This window comes from Serratia sp. NA_13 (assembly GCF_052691735.1).
The window spans coordinates 134,950-157,656 of sequence record NZ_JBQZFV010000009.1 but is presented as its reverse complement, the minus strand read 5'-3'; the positions used below and the strand labels follow the sequence as shown (position 1 = coordinate 157,656).

16 protein-coding genes are annotated in these 22,707 nt (G+C 56.8%); 2 read left to right on the top strand and 14 right to left on the bottom strand.

Annotation, left to right across the window (positions count from 1 at the left end):
• Positions 1-169: 169 nt before the first annotated feature.
• From ACUTSU_RS14375 to ACUTSU_RS14360, 4 genes are read right to left on the bottom strand one after another with little or no spacing between them, the layout of a single operon-like run.
• Positions 170-925 (bottom strand): SDR family oxidoreductase, encoded by a 756-nt coding sequence (locus ACUTSU_RS14375; protein ID WP_445651801.1) that lies wholly within the window; start codon positions 923-925, stop codon positions 170-172.
• Positions 922-1,965, bottom strand: coding sequence for a Rieske 2Fe-2S domain-containing protein (locus ACUTSU_RS14370; RefSeq protein WP_445651800.1), 1,044 nt, complete (start codon positions 1,963-1,965; stop codon positions 922-924). The genes ACUTSU_RS14375 and ACUTSU_RS14370 overlap by 4 nt, the downstream gene beginning before the upstream one ends.
• Positions 1,966-1,985: 20 nt before the next feature.
• Positions 1,986-2,294 (bottom strand): recombinase-like helix-turn-helix domain-containing protein, encoded by a 309-nt coding sequence (locus ACUTSU_RS14365; protein ID WP_261277269.1) that lies wholly within the window; start codon positions 2,292-2,294, stop codon positions 1,986-1,988.
• A gap of 2 nt (positions 2,295-2,296) precedes the next feature.
• Complete coding sequence (locus ACUTSU_RS14360; RefSeq protein WP_012146671.1) at positions 2,297-2,614, bottom strand: non-heme iron oxygenase ferredoxin subunit; 318 nt, start codon at positions 2,612-2,614, stop codon at positions 2,297-2,299.
• Positions 2,615-3,008: 394 nt separating this feature from the next.
• Between ACUTSU_RS14360 and ACUTSU_RS14355 the strand changes: the two genes are divergently transcribed.
• Positions 3,009-4,256 carry an MFS transporter gene (locus tag ACUTSU_RS14355; protein WP_445651799.1) on the top strand — a complete coding sequence of 416 codons (1,248 nt, stop codon included), beginning with the start codon at positions 3,009-3,011 and terminating at the stop codon, positions 4,254-4,256.
• 50 nt (positions 4,257-4,306) lie between these two features.
• Here ACUTSU_RS14355 and rluF read toward each other — a convergent pair whose 3' ends face one another.
• The 3 genes from rluF to speA form a co-directional block, all read right to left on the bottom strand.
• Positions 4,307-5,167, bottom strand: coding sequence for a 23S rRNA pseudouridine(2604) synthase RluF (gene rluF / locus ACUTSU_RS14350; RefSeq protein ID WP_445651798.1), 861 nt, complete (start codon positions 5,165-5,167; stop codon positions 4,307-4,309).
• A gap of 283 nt (positions 5,168-5,450) precedes the next feature.
• Positions 5,451-6,371 (bottom strand): agmatinase, encoded by a 921-nt coding sequence (gene speB / locus ACUTSU_RS14345; RefSeq protein ID WP_445651797.1) that lies wholly within the window; start codon positions 6,369-6,371, stop codon positions 5,451-5,453.
• A gap of 330 nt (positions 6,372-6,701) precedes the next feature.
• Entirely contained in the window at positions 6,702-8,678 is a 1,977-nt protein-coding gene (gene speA, locus ACUTSU_RS14340) for a biosynthetic arginine decarboxylase (protein ID WP_445651796.1), read from the bottom strand.
• Between the two features lie 895 nt (positions 8,679-9,573).
• Here speA and metK point away from each other — a divergent pair.
• Complete coding sequence (gene metK / locus ACUTSU_RS14335) at positions 9,574-10,728, top strand: methionine adenosyltransferase (RefSeq protein ID WP_174354629.1); 1,155 nt, start codon at positions 9,574-9,576, stop codon at positions 10,726-10,728.
• 127 nt (positions 10,729-10,855) lie between these two features.
• Here the strand turns inward: metK and ACUTSU_RS14330 are convergent, their stop codons facing one another.
• From ACUTSU_RS14330 to hrpB, 7 genes are all read right to left on the bottom strand, one after another.
• Positions 10,856-11,008 (bottom strand): Hok/Gef family protein, encoded by a 153-nt coding sequence (locus ACUTSU_RS14330; protein ID WP_445651795.1) that lies wholly within the window; start codon positions 11,006-11,008, stop codon positions 10,856-10,858.
• 315 nt (positions 11,009-11,323) lie between these two features.
• Positions 11,324-13,312, bottom strand: coding sequence for a Fe(3+)-hydroxamate ABC transporter permease FhuB (gene fhuB / locus ACUTSU_RS14325; RefSeq protein ID WP_445651794.1), 1,989 nt, complete (start codon positions 13,310-13,312; stop codon positions 11,324-11,326).
• Positions 13,309-14,217, bottom strand: a complete 909-nt coding sequence (fhuD, locus tag ACUTSU_RS14320; RefSeq protein ID WP_445651793.1) for a Fe(3+)-hydroxamate ABC transporter substrate-binding protein FhuD — start codon at positions 14,215-14,217, stop codon at positions 13,309-13,311. The genes fhuB and fhuD overlap by 4 nt, the downstream gene beginning before the upstream one ends.
• The gene (gene fhuC / locus ACUTSU_RS14315) at positions 14,217-15,014 is read right to left on the bottom strand and encodes a Fe3+-hydroxamate ABC transporter ATP-binding protein FhuC (RefSeq protein ID WP_445651792.1); all 798 of its coding nucleotides are present in this window, start codon (positions 15,012-15,014) and stop codon (positions 14,217-14,219) included. The genes fhuD and fhuC overlap by 1 nt, the downstream gene beginning before the upstream one ends.
• 47 nt (positions 15,015-15,061) lie before the next feature.
• Entirely contained in the window at positions 15,062-17,251 is a 2,190-nt protein-coding gene (gene fhuA / locus ACUTSU_RS14310) for a ferrichrome porin FhuA (RefSeq protein ID WP_445654309.1), read from the bottom strand.
• 255 nt (positions 17,252-17,506) lie between these two features.
• Entirely contained in the window at positions 17,507-20,020 is a 2,514-nt protein-coding gene (gene mrcB, locus ACUTSU_RS14305) for a bifunctional glycosyl transferase/transpeptidase (RefSeq protein WP_445654308.1), read from the bottom strand.
• A 221-nt stretch (positions 20,021-20,241) separates the two neighbouring features.
• Entirely contained in the window at positions 20,242-22,680 is a 2,439-nt protein-coding gene (gene hrpB, locus ACUTSU_RS14300; RefSeq protein ID WP_445654307.1) for an ATP-dependent helicase HrpB, read from the bottom strand.
• Positions 22,681-22,707: the final 27 nt, after the last annotated feature.

Sequence of the window (22,707 nt, the reverse complement as noted above, 5' to 3'; positions counted from 1 at the left end):
ACAACAAAGCCACGGCTTTGTTGAACGGCGCTTGCGCTGGCCCCAACGGGGCGAGGCTTTGCCGAGTAACGCGACAAGCGAGTAATTCCCGATGAGCTTACATTAAGTAAGTGATTCGGGTGCGCAAACGCAGTCAACACAGATACAGCTTCAAGTATGACAGGCATAATTAGTTAAAGACGAAACCGCCGTTAACCGGCAACAGCTGACCGGTCACGAAGTTCGCCAGCGGTGACAGCAGGTAAAGCACCGTACCGTTGACGTCGTCAGGATGCTGCGCCCCGGCCAATGCCCGGCCCTGCTCGTACAGTTGATGACGCTCGGCAGGCACGTATTCCGTGGCCTCCACTCGTGTCAGGCCCGGTGCGATGGCATTAACGCAAATCCCCTGTGGGCCCAGCTCACGCGCCATCGAGCGGGTCATCGAGATAATCGCCCCTTTGCTGGCCACATAGGCCATTAAGCGCGGGGCGCCCCACAGCGCGGTATCCGAAGCCACGTTAACGATCTTGGCATGCGGGGTTTGTGCCAGCAGCGGAACCGCTGCCTGACTCACCAGCCAGGTGCCGCGCACGTTGACCTGCATCACCCGATCCCACAGATCGATATCGTATTCCATCATGGTTTTGCCACCGACGCCGGTAGCCAACGCCGCGTTGTTCACCAAGCCGTCAACGGCCCCGCCTTCAGCAATGGCATTAAACGCGGCGCTGATCGAGGCAGGATCGGTCAGATCGATCACCTGGCTTTCGACCAAAGCACCTTGCTCGCGCAGGCCGGCGGCGGCGTCCGCCAGTTCATCCGCCAGAATATCGCACATCACTATTTTGGCACCGGCGGCGGCAATAGCGGCGGCGAAACTACGCCCCAGCCCGCGTGCAGCGCCGGTCACCACAATACGTTTCCCCGTCAACAGGCCGTTCACTGCGCCGCCTCCAGTTCACTGAGCCGCGCCAGCTGTTTCTGCGCCTCTTTTTGCATCATCCGGCGCAGGCGAGATAGCCCGACATCATGCTGATACAGATATTCACGGCCACGCGCGTTCGGTGCCATGTTTTCCAGTACGATGCGATCCTGCTCCAGGACGTCCCAGTGCAAGGATTCCAGGCGATTGCGGTACATAAAGCGCCACATATCACGCTGCCAGTCTTTCACCTTACGGATCCGCCAGAAGAACACCCGGCAATGATCCTTGTCTTCCGGTACTACCATGCCGATGATCCAGAAGTGGCCGCCCGGTCCAAAGCGCTTTTTGTACGGAATCGACAGGCGCATCCAGTAAGCTCCGCTGCTGCCGAACTCTACCCAGTCAAAGTTCACGCCGATCTGGCCATTCTTCTTAAAGATGAAACCGCTGTCGGTCGGCTCCAGCGCCATGTCCGCCTTGCGATCCCCTTCCGCCATTGAGTGCGACGAGGAATGCAGGTAGGTACCGTGCATCGGGTCCATTACGTTTTCCAACGCGTACTGGTAATTACACTCCCAACTGGCGGTGCACAGGAAATTGCTGTAGGCGGCTTCGTCCGCCAGCTCCTGCGGGAAGGTCAGTTCGGCCGGTTCTTCATCTGCGGTCACGCCAAAATAGAGGAACACCGCGCCGTAGGCCTCTTTGGCCGGATAAGAACGCAGACATTTTTGCCCCACCAGCGGGCAACGATCGACCGCAGGCACGTCTTTAACCGTACCGTCACCGCCTACTTCAACGCCGTGATACCAGCAGGCGATACGATCGCCCAGGTTCCAGCCCATGGAAAGCCGCGCTCCGCGATGCGGACAACGATCTTCCAGCGCGTGGATCGCACCTTCACCGTCGCGCCACACCACGATCTGCTGTTCCAGACGCGTAATGCCGACCGGATTATTGCCAATTTCCCAACTGGCCAGCACCGGATACCACATGCCGCGCAGCCCCTGATCGAGATAGTCCTGTAAGGCTTGTGCGGAGGATGTTGTGTTTGCTGTCATTGTCTTCTCCCGGGTGTGGATCAGAAACCGTTAACGTGAAGGAATTCGCGGAACGCCGTCTCATTCCACGGCTGGCCGTTACGATCGAACAGGCGACGCTGATTAAGCGCGCTGACGATCTGCCCCAGCTCTTCCGCGCCCTGATCGAAGATCTCTTCCAACGCCGTTACCAGCGCAGTTTCAAAACCGTCCGGCACCCGGGCACGGTTCTGCCAGATGACGTTTTGGAATTGCCCTGGTTGGTGAATTTGACCGTTGCCGCCTTCGCGCGCCGGGATCACCTGTTGGGTGTCCGGCAGCCAGGGATTGAAATCGGTGATGTGCTGCATGATTACTCCTCCGCAATAAAGGTGATTTGGATTTGATTGTCGATCACCCGGGTGGCATAGGTTTGCAGATCGCGGCCGCCTGGCTCACGCAGGCACTGGCCGGTCCGCACGTCGAACAATGCTTCGTGCAACGGACACTCGACCTTACCGTCATCAACAAACCCCTGGCTGAGCAAGGCATAAGCATGTGGGCAAACGTCTTCCAGCGCGTAATAGTTGCCGTCGATCAGATACACCCCGACCTCTTTCCCTTCCACGTTGGCGGAGAAAGGAAAATCTTCTTTCACCTGAGACACTTCACACACTTTCTTCCAGCTCATTGTTTCTGTCCCCTATCTGATTGTTTCATATATGAAACTCAGTTTCTTATTTAATACGCTCACTATAAGTCTGGTGAAACTTTCGTCAAGAGAGCAAAGCGGCAATTGTTAATGGAAAGTTGTTTAAAAATGACAAATGCGGGGAGGATCACGAAAAAATGCACCGATATGAAAAACTGATGAACATTGTGCTTTTCATCACAAATTCATGGCTAAAAACAGGTTGATCTGGCTGACGTAATAAGAGTAAAAGTTCTCTCTCACTGAAAAATCACCCTTTTAAATAACAATAATTTTACATTCAGATGACTTAAACCTGCTTTTCAGCACTGTGAAATCAGCAGGTTAGTTCTCTGCTGCCTGAATTCGTTAACCACCCGCCAAAGGAACGCAGATGGAGCGTATTGTGCAACAACGTCAACGCTGGTTTGGGGTCATGGCCCTGCTGTTTTTGATCGTCATCGCCTATGCCGATCGGGTCAATATCGCGGTGATGCTGGTTAACCCCGACTTCCTGCAACACTTCCAGCTCGAGGATAACCGCGCGCATCAGGGTATGTTGATGACGGTGTTTTTACTCGGCTACGGGCTTTCCGCCATGCTGCTGACGCCGTTCCTGGAAACGCTGATGGGTTATCGCCGTGCGCTAACGCTGAGCATTGTGCTGTGGGCGTTGCTCACCGCCGCCTCGCCGCTGGCGGGGTCGCTGCTGCTGTTATTTGCGGTGCGCGCATTGTTGGGTGTCAGTGAGGGGCCGTTGTTCTCGCTGAAAACCATGTATATCGGCGATCACTTCGCCGCTGATGAACGCGGCAAGCCCAATGCGGTCAGCACTCTGGGCGTTTCGCTGGGACTGGTGATTGGCTTTCCGCTGGTGAGCTTTCTGATGGCACACTTCGGCTGGGCGGTCTCTTTCTATCTGCTTGCACTGATCAACCTACTGCTGGGGCTGGCTTTGGTACGGCTGTTTATCCACCCCGCCGCATTGCCGTCGCGCGCCGTTGATCCAAGACCGATCCTGCAACGCGTCTGGGATACTTTTGCCCTCGCCTGGCGCACCCCGATGCTCGGCTGGATCATGCTTATCGAGATCGCTACCCTCAGCTACCTGTGGGGATCCAGCTCCTGGCTACCGGCCTACCTGACCGACGAGAAAGGTTTTTCCATCAAACAGATGGGGTGGATGGCCTCCTTGCCGTTTATCGTCAGCATTGCCTCTAAATATCTCGGCGGCGTACTGCTCGATCGCATCCGCCCTTATCAGGCTCCACTGATTTTCGCCTTTGGCGGTGCAGCGACGGCGCTGTGCATCTATGGCGTGATGCATAGCGAACAGATCGGCTGGATAGTCTTTTTCCTGCTGGCGGCCAATGCCTGTTGGGGCGCTCAGGGAGCCGCGATCCCGACACTGTTGCAACATTATGCGCAGCCACAGGCAGTCGGCAGCGCCTATGGGCTGATTAACGGCATCGGAAATATGTTCTCGGCGTTTGTACCTATGATTATGGGCATGGTGATGGCCAGCCAGGGCAAGGTGTCTGCGGGATTTACGGTGCTGATCCTGTCACAGGGGGTGACATTATTGGCAGGTGGCGTGTTGTTCAGCAAATTGCTGGTGACGCGTGAGGCAAAGCGGGCGTAAAAGGGTCGGGGCAGATAATGCGCCCCGACTCATATTCATGTTACTGCGGCTCAACGCCCTTTCTTTTTACGGCCAGGCTGAGCGAAGCGCTTACGTGCAGGAGCAGCTCCGCCAGACTTTTCGGCACTTTTCGACGTTCTGCCAGGCTTTTTCACCGCCGGTTTGGCTTTTTTCGCCGGCTTGGCTTCTGAGGAAGAGCCTTCGATCGATTTAAACAGCTCGACCAACTCATCATCGGTTAAGTCGCGCCATTCACCCGGTGGTAACCCAGTCATGCTCACATTCATAATGCGAGTACGTTCCAGCTTGGTCACCTCATAACCGAAATGCTCGCACATGCGGCGGATCTGGCGGTTAAGCCCCTGCACCAGCACGATGCGAAACACAAAGGGTGCTTCTTTCTTCACCTTGCACTTTTTGGTCACCGTACCCAGCATCGGCACGCCGGCCCCTAGGCCACGAATGAAGTCGTCGGTTACCGGTTTGTTGACCGTGACCAGATACTCTTTCTCGTGATCGTTGCCCGCCCGCAGGATCTTGTTCACCAGATCGCCGTGGTTGGTAAGGAAGATCAGGCCCTGCGAATCTTTATCCAGTCGCCCGATCGGGAAGATACGGGTGCTGTGATTCACGAAATCGACAATATTGTCTTTCTCGCCTTCTTCCGTAGTGCTGACAATACCGACTGGCTTGTTCAACGCAATAAAGATCAGATTGTCTTCATTGCGCGGCTCAATCAGCTGACCGTTGACCTTGACGACGTCGCCTGGAAACACCTGATCGCCAAGCGTCACGCGCTTGCCATTGATAAAAACATTGCCTTGTTCGATGTAACGATCGGCATCGCGGCGCGAGCAGATACCGCTCTCGCTTATATATTTGTTGAGACGTGTGGAAGGTTTGGTCAGCATATTTTCTCCATACCCGTCGTCTTTCAAGCCACAGCGTTGTTACCTGCTTACAAGACCCATCCCTGGGCCTTGCCCCTTCGGGGCCGCTGATCGCGCGTTCAAATCTGTTCCCGACAGATTTGTCACCCACCCCAGTCACTTACAAAAGTAAGCTCCTGGGGATGAGCGAGCTGGGTGCCTAGCTGTGACTTGAAATCCATAGGGTATATAGATACCGGTTATGTGTATTTTTCTATGGTACCGTGCTTACAGCCCATAACCGCCTGTTAATACTATTAGGAACTTATTTGGTTTTTTTGGCTGCCTGCAGATACAGCATCTCCAGGCCCAGGGTCGCCGCGGCCAGCGCGGTGATCTCAGACTGGTCATAGGCCGGGGCCACTTCCACCACGTCCATGCCGACGATGTTCAGCGACTGCATGCCACGTACCAGTTTCAGCGCACGATCGGAGGTCAGGCCGCCGATCACCGGCGTGCCGGTGCCCGGGGCGAACGCCGGATCCAGACAGTCGATATCGAAGGTCAGGTAGACCGGCATATCGCCGACGATCTGCTTGATCTGGGTCAGCAGATCGTCCGCGCTGCGATCGTTAACCTGCGCAGCATCCAATACAGTGAAGCCGTTGTCGTGATCGTATTCGGTACGAATACCGATCTGCACCGAGTGCTTTGGATCGATCAGGCCTTCGTTCGGCGCATGGAAGAACATGGTGCCGTGGTCGTATTGGCTGCCGTTAGCGTAGGTGTCGGTATGGGCATCGAAGTGCACCAGCGCCATTTTGCCGAAATGTTTGGCGTGCGCGCGCAGCAGCGGCAAGGTAACAAAGTGGTCACCGCCGAATGAGAGCATGCGCTTGCCGGCCGCCAGCAGTTTTTCCGCGTGCGCCTGCAGGTTGTCGCTCATGCTCTGAGCGTCGCCAAAGTTGAACACAATATCACCGCAGTCGACCACGTTCAGATGATCGCGCAGGTCAAAGTTCCACGGCCAGCGGTTGCCTTCCCAGGCCAGGTTGGTAGAAACCTGACGGATCGCCGCAGGGCCATGACGGCCACCGGCGCGGCCGGAGGTTGCCATGTCAAATGGAATGCCGGTGATGACCCACTCTGCATCGCTGTCGTAAGGCATAAAGTTCAGCGGAAAGCGCAGGAAACCAAAGGCGTTGGACACTAAAGAATTATCGGGCTGATGGCCTAAGGTACTCATAGTAAACCCTCATATTTCAACGTTTCGCCTGTTGAAAAATCACACAGGCGTTGGCAAAAAAAAATCCCTCCCGCGTCGTTAGCCCGACGAGAAAGGGATCCATTCGAAATCTGTTTCAGTACTGCTGATGCAGCAGATTATCGCCGCATTTCGTTCGCGCTTCAAGAGCGCGCATCATCATATCGGCTGCTCGTCGTTAGCCAGTATATACCCTGAATCCTACCGTCGTGTGACCGTTGCCCATACGGGTGCCTGACACTGTGATTTGGCATCAAGGTATAAAAAAGGCCGGACATCCGTTGGATGCCCGGCCTTTCAGAAGCGCTCTACTTATTCATCTTCTAAATAAGTATAACCGTATAAACCGGCCTCAAACTCTTCCAGGAACTGCGCCTGCAGTCCGCTGTCCAGATCGGTTTCTTTCACCTGATCGCGGAATTTGGCCAGCAGCGCGGTAGGATCGAGCTGCACGTATTCCAGCATGTCAGCAACGGTATCGCCTTCATCGGACAACTCAGTTTCTACCGAGCCGTCAGGGAAGACAAACACGTCAACCGAGGCGGTATCACCGAACAGGTTGTGCATGTTGCCCAGAATTTCCTGATAGGCACCGACCATAAAGAAGCCCAGCGCCGGCGGGTTTTCCGGATCGTACGGTGGCATTGGCATGGTGGTCGCCACGCCGTCACCGTCGATGTAGTGATCGATGGTGCCGTCAGAATCACAGGTGATGTCCAGCAGCACTGCGCGGCCTTCCGGCGGCTTGTCCAACCCTTCCAGCGGCAGCACCGGGAACAGCTGATCGATACCCCAGGCGTCCGGCATTGACTGGAACAGCGAGAAGTTGACGTAGAACTTGTCCGCCATACGCTCTTGCAATTCGTCGATGATAGGACGGTGGGCGCGATTGCTTGGATCCAACTGCTGCTGGATTTTATTGCAGATGTTCAGGTACAGCTGCTCGGCCCAGGCGCGTTTGGTCAGATCCAGCATGCCGTGAGCGTACTGAGTGTGAACGTCATGCAGGTCCATCTGGCTGTCGTGCAGCCATTCGCGCAGCGAGCGACGGTTTTCCGGCTCGTTCAATTCCTGCCAGGTTTCCCACATGCTTTCCAACGCGCGCGGCGCGTCTTCTGCCGGCGGCAATGGCTCACTGAATTCATTGCGCTCAACGCCGATCACGTTAGAGACCAGAACCGTATGGTGCGCGGTAACCGCACGGCCGGATTCGGTGATCACCGTTGGGTGCGGCAAACCGTGTTCATTACAGGCGTCGCCGATACCCCAGATCACGTTATTGGCGTATTCGTTCAGGCCATAGTTCACCGAGCAGTCAGACTGCGAACGGGTGCCTTCATAATCCACGCCCAGACCGCCGCCCACGTCGAAGCACTGGATGTTAACGCCCAGTTTGTGCAGTTCAACGTAGAAACGCGCAGACTCGCGCACGCCGGTAGCGATATCGCGGATATTGGCCAATTGCGACCCCAGGTGGAAGTGCAGCAGTTGCAGGCTGTCGAGACGACCCGCTTCGCGCAGGGTTTCCACCAGCTTCAGCACCTGAATGGCTGCCAGACCGAACTTGGATTTTTCGCCACCGCTCGACTGCCATTTACCGGAACCTTGTGACGCCAGACGCGCACGCACGCCTAAACGCGGTACCACGTTCAGACGTTCGGCTTCTTCCAGCACCATGTTGATCTCGGACATCTTCTCGATCACCAGGTACACCTTGTGCCCCAGTTTTTCGCCGATCAGCGCCAGACGGATGTATTCGCGGTCTTTATAACCATTACAGACGATCACCGAACGGGTCATGCCGGCATGTGCCAGCACCGCCATCAACTCGGCTTTGGAGCCGGCTTCCAGCCCCAGCGGTTCGCCGGAATTGACCAGCGATTCAATCACGCGGCGATGTTGGTTTACTTTGATTGGGTAAACCAGGAAATAACCGCCTTCATAACCGAAAGATTCACGCGCGCGTTTGAACGCGGCATTGATCGAACGCAGGCGATGCTGCAGGATCTGCGGGAAACAGAACAGCGCCGGTAAACGCAAGCCATCTTTTTGGCGTTGTTTTACCAAATTGGCCAGGTCGACACGTGCCTGCGGGACGTCCGGATCCGGGCACACGCTGATGTGGCCCAGTTCATTGACGTCATAATAGTTGTTGCCCCAGTAGGCGACGTTATAAGTGCGCAGCATCTTGCTGGCATCACGGTCATTCATAGCAACCTCCTGTATGGAGCGCAAAGATATAGATTCGCCCGTTGCTGACGGACGGTGAATCAATAGATCATCAGACATTACTCGCCTCACATCCCGTACTGACGATACAGTCAGCCACTATCGCAGCTACAACCCGCGAGAACAACCCAACAAACCGCCCTTGCGACAGCGAATAAAACTGCCGTTCGCGGTCAACGATCGGTTTATTACTCATATAATTGTAAGACACCCTGTTCAAACCTCGTGAATCGGGTCAAGAAACATCCCACAGGAAGGCTGCAGGCTACCCTTGTTCAGTTCTTCAGACGACCGTTAACCGGCCCGAGAATCCTGAGTAGCGCCCAGGTGTTTATCACACCTGAAAGGTGGTGTAGTGACAAGGCGGGAGATAGCAGAAGAATAGGCGCCAGAACGGGACTGCTGCTCTGAGCCGACAATCGGTAGACAACGGATCATTAATCCAACCACCTCCACGCACGCCGCCCACAATGAACGACCGAGCCTCTATTAATAGTGTAAGAACGTGACCGTTCTATGAAGCGGCGACGCCAAAAGCGGCGTCTGCGGCTGACCATCCGGCCACTAACGGGAGCGTCACAGAAATTTACAACTTCTTGCCCCACGCTGTGCATCAAATGAGCCGCGCGCGCAGTTTATACCGATAACACGGGGAAAATGCAAAATGAAAATTTGCCGGAAACTGTTTCAAGCGATGAAAATGGCGTCTCCGGCTTTGCGCAAAAGAGCGAAATGGCAAAAAAATACTGGCAATCCGGCCAAGGCCTGACCTAAAATAGACGTCCAGATGTTAATCCATCTATACTGATTAACGAAGAAACTGCTTAACGGCTTTGCCTGAGGGGCGTTGCAGGATGCATCTCGCGCCATCAGCGGAAGACCCTTCGCTTTGATGCCCGGAGCTCCAGCGCTGTGCAGTAATTTCTAACCCGTCTTATGCAAGGTAACGAACACAATGGCTAAACATCTTTTCACGTCTGAATCCGTCTCTGAAGGACATCCTGACAAAATCGCCGACCAGATCTCCGATGCCGTTCTCGACGCCATCCTGGAACAGGATCCTAAAGCACGCGTAGCCTGCGAAACCTACGTGAAAACCGGCATGGTACTGGTCGGCGGTGAAATCACCACCAGCGCCTGGGTTGATATCGAAGAAATCACCCGTAAAACCGTGCGTGAAATTGGTTATGTTCATTCAGATATGGGTTTCGACGCCAACTCTTGTGCCGTACTGAGCGCCATCGGTAAGCAATCTCCGGATATCAATCAGGGTGTTGACCGTACCGATCCGCTGGAACAGGGTGCCGGCGATCAGGGCCTGATGTTTGGCTATGCCACCAACGAAACCGAAGTGCTGATGCCTGCACCGGTGACCTACGCACACCGTCTGGTGCAGCGCCAGGCCGAAGTGCGCAAGAACGGCACTCTGCCGTGGTTGCGTCCGGATGCAAAAAGCCAGGTCACCTTCCAGTACGACGACGGTAAAATCGTTGGTATCGACGCGGTAGTGCTGTCCACTCAACATTCCGAAGATATTTCTCTCAAAGACCTGCAAGAAGCAGTGATGGAAGAAATCATCAAACCGGTTCTGCCTACCGAATGGTTGAGCGCCGCCACCAAATACCACATCAACCCAACCGGCCGTTTCGTTATCGGTGGCCCAATGGGCGACTGCGGTCTGACCGGACGTAAAATCATCGTTGATACCTACGGCGGCATGGCTCGTCACGGTGGCGGTGCCTTCTCCGGTAAGGATCCATCCAAGGTTGACCGTTCAGCAGCCTACGCTGCGCGCTACGTAGCAAAAAACATCGTTGCTGCCGGCCTGGCTGACCGCTGTGAGATCCAGGTTTCCTACGCTATCGGCGTAGCAGAACCGACCTCCATCATGGTGGAAACCTTCGGTACCGAGAAGATCCCGACCGAACAACTGACTCTGCTGGTGCGCGAGTTCTTCGATCTGCGCCCATACGGCCTGATCCAGATGATGGATCTGCTGCAACCGATCTACCGCGAAACCGCTGCCTATGGCCACTTCGGTCGTGAGCACTTCCCTTGGGAAGCTACCGACAAGGCAGCCCTGCTGCGCGATGCCGCCGGCCTGAAATAAACCCGGGTATCGGAAGTGAAAACGGCGAGCCTGGTGCTCGCCGTTTTTGTTTTTATGGGATGGGTGCTCATGGATCAACGCACAAACAACCAATAGGCGGGAGCAACGCCCCCGCCGTTGGGTTGCCTTACCCTTTGGATTCGTAAGCCAGAATGGCTGCAACTTCCGTGTCGCCCAGCTTGATGCGCAATTCGCACAGCGAACCGCGGGTTAGCCACATAAGCGCAATCAGCGTCATGCAGATAATCATCAGCCTTGGAACTATCCGTCCCTGCTGCATTTTTGACCTCCTTTTCCTTGCCTCTCGGCAGGTAAGAAGCTAACCTAACGTTCTCTGGCGTTAGAGTTGGCCTCGGGTTGATGTATATCGACACGGGGCTTTTCTCTTTCTATCCCTTGCGTATGCTCAGGACGAAAGATCCAGAGCACCCGCCCGCAGTATATTCACCCATCCCCTGATTTCGGCGTCCCTTTCTGCACCAAATTCCGTTTCTGCGCAGCGTTGCGCAAAGCGCTGCAACAGTCTGTAAATACAAAAAAACAAGGCCCAGCAATGCTGAGCCTTTGAGGGCAAAAACGGGAGTCGCCAGGTCGTTTACGAGGTTTGTTTGCGCAACAGGTAAACGAAATACGGCGCGCCGATAAAGGTCGCCAGCAGCCCGGCGGGAATTTGGTACGGGAACATCACCATGCGTCCGCACCAGTCGGCAAACACCATCAACAGCCCCCCCAGCAGCGCGGCAATCACCATCTGCGGTAACGCACGGCGGAAACCCAACATCCGTGCCATATGCGGTGCCATCAGGCCGATAAAGCTCAGCGGCCCCACGGTCAACGTTGCCATGGCGGTCAGCGTGGCGGCCAGCAGCAGAATGCTCAGGCGCACTGGCGTCAGGGCAATGCCCACCGAACGGGCAGTAGCACTGCCGAGCGGCAGGATGCTGAGCCAACGACGACACAACGGCGCCAACGCAATCAGCGCAACCGCAATGACCGCCGTTCGCACCGCCTGCTCCGGCGTCACCGAATAGGTGGAACCGGAAATCCAGGTCAGCAGGCCCCCCGTGCGCGGATCGCCACTGGCCAACAGCAGGAAAATGGTGGTGGTAAACGCCGTGCTGAGCGCGATACCGGCCAGCAACATACGCTCGGTGGAGAACCCTCCGCGCCCGGCGGCAATCATGATCACCAACAGGGTCCCGGCGGCCCCCAGGCTCCCGGCTGGCAGCAACCAGACAAAGGCATCACCCGGTACCACCAGCAGCATCATCACCACGCCGAAGGCGGCCCCCGAGCTAATGCCCAGGACTTCCGGGCTGGCCATCGGGTTACCGGTCAGTTTTTGGATTAGGGTCCCCGCCACCGCCAGCATCATGCCCGCGGCCAGTGCCGACAACACCCGAGGCCAGCGCCACGGCAGCAATGACTCCAGCTGGGCACCTTGGCTCCAGTGCCAACCGGCGGCGTTTTGGCCAAGCATCAGCGCAACGGCAATACCGGCCAACAGCACCGTTCCTGCCAGCGTCACCCAAACCAGCAGATGGCCACGTTCGGCCGGTACCTTATCGCCCAGATTCATCGGCGGCGGTGTCGAAGCACTGCGCAGACGCGGTAGCAACCACAACAACAGTGGTGCGCCAAACAGCGCGGTAGCTGCACCGGTCGGGACTTCTCGCCATACCTGCGTCAGCCAGATCATCACCTGATCGGTTAACCATAACAGCAGAGCACCCAGTAGCGGGGCCAACATCATGCGGTGTGCCAACCGACGCGCCCCCAGCATTTTCGCCATCAGCGGAGCAAACAGGCCGATAAAACCAATCACCCCAACGGCATTCACCAACATGGCACTGAAAATAATTGCCACTGCCAGCGCGCAGAAACGCGCCATCGACAGCCCGAGCCCAAGATTGCGTGCCACACCATCGTCCAGGCCCAGCAGCGTCAGTGGGCGCAGCAGCAGCACCGCCAACAGCCCGGCCGCCAGCAGACGCGGCAGAATAAACTGTACGTTGCTCCAGTCTTGTTGATTTAGCGCTCCGGTACTCCACAGGAACACCCCTTGCAACTGATCGTAATTGAACAACGCCAGCAGACTGTTGACCGCACCACAGTACAACCCCAACACCAGCCCGGCCAGGATCAGCGTCACCGGCGACATGCGTTTGCCCCAGGCCACGCCGAACACCAGCCCACCGACTACTACCGCCCCCACCATGGCGGCCAATTGGCGAGTCAGCTCGCCGCCCGGCAACATCCACAGCGTAGCAACAGTCAACCCAAGCTGGGCACCGGCGGACACCCCGAGCGTCGCCGGTTCTGCCAGCGGATTGCGTAAAACCTGCTGGAACAGCACGCCAACCAATCCCAGCCCGGCACCGGCCAGCAGGGAGACCGACAGCCGCGGCAACAGGCTATAGTGGAACAGCATTTGCTGGACATCATCGATATTCGGCGTAGTCAACGCCTGCCCCCACCCTGCCCATGGCAGCTGTTGCAGCAGGTTGTAGAGAGTCAGGCCGCCCGCCGCCGTCAACAGCAGCAGTACCAGGGTCAGCGGGAATGCACGGATGCGCGCGCTCATGAATAACTCTCCTGCGCCTGCTCCAGCAGATGACAAAATCGCATCGAAGACAGCGTCGCCCCGTAGAACCACACCGCCGGTACCTGGCGCAGTTGATTCTGCCGCACGAAGGGTAATGCCTGCCAAAGCGGGGTGGAACTGACTTTCTTCAACATTTCCTGATTACCGTGGTCGAGATAAATCGCCCGCGCACTTTTCACCATCGCCAGACGTTCAATCCCTACCACTGCCGTGCCCCAAAAGTTGGTTTCCCCTTCCCAGGCATTGATTATTCCAAGCTGACTCATCACTTCCTGGAACAGGCTTTTCTGGCCAATGACCAGCGCATGGCGAGTGTCGATCAGTGAAAACATCAGCAATGGCTGTGTCGTATATGAATGCAGGCGCTGACGTGCATCCTGAATAAAGCGGTCAAACTCGGCCAAATGCTGCACCGCCCGGGTTTCCAGCCCCAGACGCTGCGCCAGAGCTTGCAGTGACTGTTTGGCTACCGTCAGCGGCTTGCCGCTGCCGTCGTTGAAGCTAAAGCTCATAGAGGGAGCGATAGGCTCCAGCTTTTGCGGTGTGGGGCCATAGCCTTTCGACAGCAATATCAGCGATGGCTGAAGCTGCTGTAACAGTTCGAGGTTAGGTTCAGTGCGCTGGCCGACATCAATCACCGAGGCCGGCAACTTTGGCTCTTCCACCCACAGGTTGTAGTTATGGATATCAGCGACGGCCAAGGGTGTGACCCCCAGAGCCAACAGCAGCTCAATCGGCAGCCATTCCAGCGCCACAATGCGAGCAAGGTCAGGCGGCGTGGCTGCAGCTTGCCCCGGTAAAGAAAACAGCAAGGGTGACAGTGCCATGGCCGTCAACAGACGACGGCGAACGGCATCGTGGTGAAAATCGGAGGAATCAGGCATCAGTAGACAAAGCTCACCGGCGCACCGCCGCTTGGATGTGGCAGCGTTCCCATAGGAATACCGTAAATTTGTTCCAGCACCTCGCCCTGCATCAGATCCAGCGGGCTACCCTGTGCAATCATCTCACCGCCGCGTAAGGCCACCAGATGGTCGCAGTAGCGCGCCGCCATATTGATATCGTGCAGCACCGCAATCACCGTCAGGCCACGTTGATGGCTCAGTTGCTGGATCAGCGCCAGCACCTCAACCTGATGAGCGATATCCAGGGCCGAGGTGGGTTCATCCAACAGCAGACAGCGGCTGTCCTGCGCCACCATCATCGCCAGCCAGGCGCGTTGACGCTCCCCACCGGACAAACTGTCCACCAGACGGTTGGCGAAGGGCTTCAGGCCCACCAGCGCAATCGCCTCTTCCACCTGCTGACGATCGTTAGCGCCAAAACGGCCCAACGCGCCATGCCATGGATAGCGGCCAATTGCCACCAGTTCACGCACCGTCATGCCTTCTGCAGCGGGCAGTTGCTGGGGCAGATAGGCGACCTGACGCGCAAAGGCCTTGCTGTCCCACTGGCCCAATGGCTGCTGGTTGAGCAACGCACTGCCGGTGGTGGGGCTTTGATGGCGGCCAAGGATTTTTAGCAGCGTGGACTTGCCGGAGCCGTTATGGCCGATCAGCCCACAGACTTTCCCCACGGGAAAGGTCAGCGACAAGGGTTGCAGCAGCACGCGGCCGGGAACGGCAAAGCTGGCGCTGTTCAGTGTAAAAGTGGCGTCGTGCTTGGGGTGTTTATCCTGCATAGGTCCTACTTTGTCCGGGGCGACATCACGCCGCCCCGGTGATCCGGTTAGAAGCGGAAGGTTGCGGTGGCGACCACCTGACGTTCTGCGCCCCAATAGCAGCCATAGGTAGCGAAGCAGCTGGAGACGTATTCCTTATCAAACAGGTTGTTCACGTTGATGCCAATCGAGGAACCCGGCAGATTGAAACGCGCCAGGTCGTATTTTATCGCGGCATCAACCACCGTATAGTCTTTCACTTTAAAGGTATTAGCTTCATCACCATAGCTGGAACCGACATAGCGGACACCAGACCCCAGAGTCAGGCCACTGATGGCGGTTTCATGGAAGGTGTAATCCGCCCACAGTGAAGCCATATGTTTTGGAATCGCAGCCGGGGTATTGCCCTGAAGCGTAGTGTCTTTGGAATACTCGGCATCCGTGTAGGTATAAGAACCCAGCAGGTTAACGTTGGCCGACAGCGCAGCTTTGGCTTCCAGCTCGACACCACGAGAGCGAATCTCACCGCCCTGCACGCTGGCAAATGGATGATCTGGATTAGGGTCAGCCACCTTGTTGTTGGTTTTGGTCAGCTGATAGATCGCCATACTGGCAGTAATAGGGCGATCCTTCGGTGCATACTTCACGCCGGCTTCATACTGTTTGCCCTTGGAGGCGGCGAAGGTGTTACCACTGAAGTCCGTACCTGAAGTCGGCTCAAAGGATTCACTGTAGCTGACATAAGGCGCAATACCGTTTTCAAAGACATAGTTCAAACCCGCGCGGCCGGTGAACTCGTTGTCCTTCTGTTTTGATACCAAATTCTGGTTCAAACGGTTGGTGCTGTTGGTATCGCTCCAGTCATAGCGCCCCCCCATGGTCAGCACCCATTGATTCCACTCGGCCTGATCCTGTACGTAAAGCCCGGTTTGCTCCTGACGATTGACCTGACTCGCACCACCGGTAATGGTGTAACTTTGGTTGCCGTACTGGGGTGCCACAACATTCAGCGGGGAAGCGGTGCCGTACTGATAGACGACGTCGTTACGCATGCGCATGTAGTCTACCCCCATCAGCAAGGTATGATTAACCAGGCCAGTGGCGAATTTTGCCTGGGCCTGGGTGTCCACCGCAAAGCTCGACAAATGCTCTTTCGAGTTCATCACTCCACGCGTCAGCTCTGCCGGGTTAGTCGTGCTGATGCCCTGGCCATAAATGGAACGGTAATCAAGGTCCATTTTTGAGTAACGCAGATTTTGGCGCACCGTCCACACGTCGTCAAAACCATGCTCGAAGGCATAACCGACCATCTGTTGCTTGCGCGAGATGTTGTTATAACCCGGCTCACCGTCGTTGAAACTGGTTGGCAACTTGCCGTTGATGCCATTTTGCACCGTGCCCTCTTTCGGCAGCCAGCCATAGAAGCCCAGGTCAGGATCATCCTGGAAGCTGCTGAGGAAAGTCAGAGAAGTGCGATCGTCCGGCCGCCAACTGAAAGAAGGTGCGATAGCATAGCGCTTGCTCTTTTCACCCACCTGCTGCTGATCTTCATCACGCGCCAGACCTGTCAAACGGTAAGAGTAAACACCGTCATCATCCACTGCGCCGCCAAAGTCGAAACCGGTCTGGAACAGGTTGTCGGTACCCATTTTAAACTGAACTTCACGAAGGGTTTCAGTCGTTGGGCGTTTGCTGACCAGAGCGACGACGCCACCCGGATTGCTCTTGCCATAGAGTACCGAAGAAGGGCCACGCAGTACTTCGGCACGCTCAAGGAAGTAAGGATCGACCTGGTAAATGGAGTAGTTGTCGTCCTGCAGTTTCAGGCCGTCGAGGTACATATTGGTACCTACCGAACTGAATCCGCGAATATTTACGGCATCGTAGGCGGTGGAGGCACCACGGTTGCCCACCATCACACCCGGCGAATAAGCCAGCGCACCTTTCACCGTCTCCGGCTGGCGCATATCCATCTCTTCACGCGTCACCACAGAAATTGACTGCGGGGTCTTTTCAATCGGCGTATCTGTTTTACTACCGGTGGCGCTGTGTTTGGCCACATAAGTGCCGACCGGCCCCCAGGCACTTTCCTGCTGTGGTTGGCTACTGCCCACAACGGTAAGGGTCTCTTCCCTGGTGTCTGCGGAAAATGCCGGCATTGCCAGCGTACCAAGTGCAGCAGCGATAGTTATCGCTAACCCACTGACATGAGTTCGGCCCTGCTTGGCCGCGGAAGATGGAAGAGGCTTGGTCGGCATAGGTGGTTTCTCTGGTAAATTATTTGATGACGAATGTAAACGATAATAATTATTATAAGCGCCGCATTTTATGCAGAAGCCAAATTAAACTGCAAGTCGAATTCAGCCGGTAAATTGGTGTGCGATTAACCGCTTAGCCCCATTAACTGAATGGAAATGAATTGCACAGAGAAATAAAAAAAGCCCGCAATAGAAAGTTACGGGCTTAATAACAAAGAAAAACTTTTCGCCTAAGCGCTTTACATGATTGACCGCTTACTGGCCAAACATGTCCTTGATCCAACCGGCAACACCGTCAGCATCTTTTTGCTCACCCGCAGCCTGTTGCTGCTGTTGCTGTTGCTGTTGCTGTTGCTGCTGAGCCGCCTGACTTGCCTGACACAGCCCTTGCGGATTGTCGGTCCACACCGGGATGGTGCGCCCGCCACCGCCACAGACAAAGTTACCGCCTGAATCGATGCCCATCTGGTTGATACCTTCCGGTGGCTGCAGCATCAGCGGCAGCGGCGTCTGGTTTTCCAGATAGCGGCGATACAGGGTCAGCGCACCGTTGGCACCGGTCAATTTGGCCGGGCCGTTGTTATCACGGCCCACCCAGGCGATAGCCACTTCTTTGCCATCAATACCGGCAAACCAGCTGTCGCGCAGATCGTTGGTGGTACCGGTTTTCGCCGCCAGATTGTAATTGGGGAATTTCACTGACAATGAGCGGGAAGTCCCGCGCGCGACACCCTGTTGCATGGCGTACAAAGTCAGATAAGCCGCCTGCGCCGGCACCACCCGTTCCGCCTGCGGGAAGCTCTGGTACAGCACTGAACCGTCTTCGGCGATCACCGAGCGCACCGCTGACAGTGGGGCACGATTACCGCCACCGGCGATGGTCTGGTATTCCTGCGCCACTTCCATCGGCGTCAGGCCAATAGCACCGAGCAGCATGGAAGGTACCGGATTGATTTCCGCTTTCGGAATGCCCAGACGTTGCAGTGTGGCACTGATTTGATCCAGCCCAACCGCCATGCCCAAATTCACCGTCGGAACGTTGAGCGAGAAGGCCAACCCATCCACCAGCATCACCTGCCCACGGAATTTGCGGTCATAGTTGTTTGGCTGCCAGACGGTGCCGTTCGACAATTTCAGCGTCAATGGCTGATCCGCCAGCCAGGTGTTGAGGCGGTATTTGTCCGGCTCGGAAAGTGCAGCCAGGTAAGTCGGTGGCTTGGCCAGTGAACCGACCAAACGACGTGCCTGCATCGCACGGTTAAACCCGGCGAACTGCGGGTTGGCACCGCCGACCATCGCGCGGACTTCACCGCTGAAACGATCGACAATCACCATCGCCGCTTCCAGATCCTGAACGTGACGAGCCGCCCTCAATGCCGGAATACCGTCTTCAACCGCTTTTTCCGCCGCATCCTGTGAAACCGGATCCAGCGTGGTGAAGATTTTCACACCGGAGAGATCGTTAACCTTGTCGCCCAGCTTGGCTTGCAGTTCCTGACGCACCATCTGCATAAACGCCGGCTGTGGTGTGATCACACCACCTTTCGGCTGCACGCCCAACGGCCGGGCGCTGAGCATGTTATACAGTTCCGCATCGATAACGCCCTGGTTCTGCAACAGTTTCAGTACCAGGTTACGACGCTCCAATGCCAGTTTCGGGTTACGCCAAGGGTTATACAGCGACGCCCCTTTGACCATGCCCACCAGCAGCGCCTGCTGATCCAGGCTCAGTTCATCCACCGGGCGGCCGAAGTAATACAAGCTGGCCAGCGGGAAACCGCGGATCTGGTCGTTGCCACTCTGACCGAGGTAAACCTCGTTCAGATACAGCTCAAGGATACGATCCTTGCTGTAACGGTAATCCACCAGCAACGCCATATAGGCTTCGTTGGCCTTACGCCACAGCGAACGCTCGTTGGTCAGGAACAGGTTTTTTACCAGCTGCTGCGTCAAGGTACTGCCGCCCTGCACCGCACGCCCGGCGGTCAGGTTAGCCAGCACGGCACGGCCGATGGAGTACGGGCTGATGCCGTCATGTTCATAGAAGTGACGGTCTTCTGTGGCGATCAACGTATCCACCAGCAGATCCGGGAAACCGGCGCGCGGGACAAACAGACGTTGTTCACCGTTCGGTGACTGCAACATGGTGATCAGGCGCGGATCGAGGCGGAAGAACCCGAAACTGCGCTGGTTTTCCATGTTCTCGATTTTCGCCAGACGGTTGTTCTGGAAATCCAGGCGGGCGTGGATCTGCCCCTCTTTACCGTCCGGAAAATCAAAGGGACGACGCAGCATCTCAATGCTGTTGGCCTGTACGGTAAATTCCCCCGGACGAGTCATACGGCTGACCTGTCGGTATTGCATGCCCTCCAGCAGATCGACCATTTCCTTTTTGCTGTACGGCATACCCGGTTCCAGGTTGACCATGCGGCCATACACCGCCGCCGGTAACTGCCAGACCTTGCCGTCAATGCGGCTGCGGATCTGCGAATCCAAATAAACGCCGTAGATTGCCAACAGCACGGCAACCACCAGAATCAGTTTGATCAGCAAGCCGAGCCAACGGCGTTTTTTACGCGGCGGAGTCGCTTTTACCTTACGCGGCATGCGTTCTTCCTCGTCTTCATAATCATCATCTTCATCCTGGTACTCGTCTTCCTCGTAATCATCGTAATCGTCATCTCGACGACGGCGCGGCGGCTTGCGCGACGCGGTGCGTTTTGGTTGTTTCCCTTTGCGCCCGATGGGCTCGCGGTCATCCCCAGCCATTGCTGTTAATCTCCAGACTTGGCGGCACTGCCGGCCATTATAAGTCGCTTAATCTGTCGTGGCGTGAGGCCGCTGAACAGAAGAAACATCTGAATTCGTCCCCTAAATAATTGGCGTTGCATCAAGGCGGCAAGAGAGCTTATCCCGATGAGCTTACTCTGGTAAGTGATTCGGGTAAGTGAGTGCAGCCAACACAGATGCGGCGTCAAGTATAACGGGGATTACTGATACTTTTTCGTGCGCCGCGTCGGTGCGGTATTTGCCGGGTCGTCCGGCCACACGTGCTTCGGGTAACGCCCTTTCATCTCTTTTTGCACTTCCCGGTAAGCGCCCTGCCAGAACGCCGCCAGATCGCCGGTGATTTGCAACGGCCGGTGCGCTGGTGAGAGTAACTCAAGCACCACCGGGATGCGACCTTCGGCCAGCATCGGGCTACGTTGTTCACCAAACACTTCCTGTAAACGCACCGCCAGCGCCGGGGGTTTGCCGGCATCATAGCGGATCGGCAGTCTGCTGCCGGTCGGCACAGTGTAATGAGTGGGTAACGCATTATCCAGTCGCTGCTTTTGCTGCCAATTCAGTAACCGCGACAGTGCCTCGGCGATATTCACCTGTTTCAGCCCGCGCATGTCGCGTACGCCACTCAGTGACGGCAGCAGCCACTGCTCCAGTGATGCCAACAACGACTCATCGTCAACCGGCGGCCAGTCAGCCTCCGGCAGCCAGTTCTGTGCGCACTGCAGGCGCAGGCGCAACTGTTCGGCGGCGGTGTCCCAGTTGAGCACCTCTACCCCCTGGACACGCACCCAATTGAGCAAGGCCAGTTGCAACTCTTCGGCAGCCGGCTTAGCCAACGGCTGCGCACGCAGCGTCAGGCGACCAATCTGCTGGCGTTTCCAGGCGCGCAGCGTGCCTTTTTCCTCATCCCAATCCACGGCATTTTGCTGGGAAACCATCGCTGGCAACTGTGCCGCCAGCGCCTCGATATCCACCGGCAGCGCCAGCAGGATACGAGCATCAGGGCTGTTATGCCCCTGGAGCAGACTGGGTACGATCAGCCATGGCGCACGCGATAATGCCTCGTCCTGATTCATCGCCGCGCCCATGCCGTTGGCCAGCAGGTAACGGCCATCCTGACCGCGCCGTTGAGCGATGCGGTCAGTGAAGGCTAACGCCAGCAGGCGCGGCGCCAACTCGACATCAACCTGCCCGGCCTTCACCGGCAAACGTCGAGCAAGTTGGGTGGCACGACGTTGCCAGTTCGGCTGTGGGCGACTGAGCCAGTAGCCGATATCCATTTGTCCACTACGCGGTGGCTCTTCCAGTAACGCCGCCAGCGTGGCGGCGGTTGCCAGCCCATCGGCTCCGAGATCCGCGCCGTGGGTCAGCATCGCCGCCAGCCGTGGCTCACAGCCCAGTTTGGCCATCTGCCGACCGCGCGAGGTGAGTTTATCGCCGTCATCGATGGCTCCCAGCCGCTGCAACAGCCTGCGGGCTGCCGCCAGCGCCGTTTCCGGTGGCCTGTCGAGCCAGGTCAGTTGCCCGACGTCATGACAGCCCCATTGCAGCAACTCCAGCCAAAAACCGGCCAGATCGCTTTGCAGAATTTCCGGCTCGGCGTGCTCTGCAGCCCGTTCTGCCTGCTCTTTGGCAAACAGATGCCAGCAGATACCCGGCTCCAGACGCCCGGCACGGCCGGCACGCTGTATCATTGACGCCTGACTGATACGCTGTGTGATCAGCCGCGTAAGACCGTTACGCACGTCATAACGCGCCAGTCGCTCCAGGCCGCTGTCGACCACCAGCCGGATACCTTCGATGGTCAGGCTGGTTTCGGCGATGTTGGTCGCCAGCACCACTTTACGTCGCCCGGCGGGGGCCGGTTGGATCGCTTTTTGCTGCTGTGCCAACGGCAAGGCACCGTATAGCGGGCATAGCTCGGTATCGGCCGCCACCTCACCGTTCAACCGCTCCAGCACCCGGTTGATTTCCGCTACGCCCGGCAGAAACAGCAACAGCGATCCCGTCTGTTCCGACAGCAGGCGTTTTACCGCCGCAGCCACGCCGTCCTCCAGCCGCTGATGGCTGGCCAACGGCTGATACTGGCGTTCAACCGGGAAACTGCGGCCTTCAGATACCACCACAGGGGCCTGCGGCAGCAACTGCGACAGCCGGGCGTTATCCAGCGTCGCCGACATGATCAACAGCTTTAGATCGTCACGCAGCCCCTGCTGTACGTCCAACAGCAGCGCCAATGCCAGATCGGCCTGCAGGCTACGTTCATGGAATTCGTCGAGGATCACCAGCGAGACGTCCTGCAGTTCGGCATCCTGCTGCAGCATGCGGGTAAGAATACCTTCGGTAACCACCTCTAACCGAGTATTGGGCCCGCTTTTGCTTTCGGCGCGCATGCGGTAACCCACCGTCTGGCCTGGCTCTTCTCCCAGTTGCTGAGCCAACCTGTAAGCCACGTTTTTCGCCGCCAATCGCCGCGGTTCGAGCATGATAATTCGCCCTGGCAACCCGGCCCTGGCCAGGAGCTGCAATGGCAGCCAGGTGGATTTACCGGCACCGGTCGGCGCATGCAGCAAGACCTGCGGGGCGGATTGCAGCGCAGTGAGTAATTGATCAAGAACCGCGCTGACGGGCAGTGAAGACACAGAACTCTCCGTAGTGGTTAACATTGG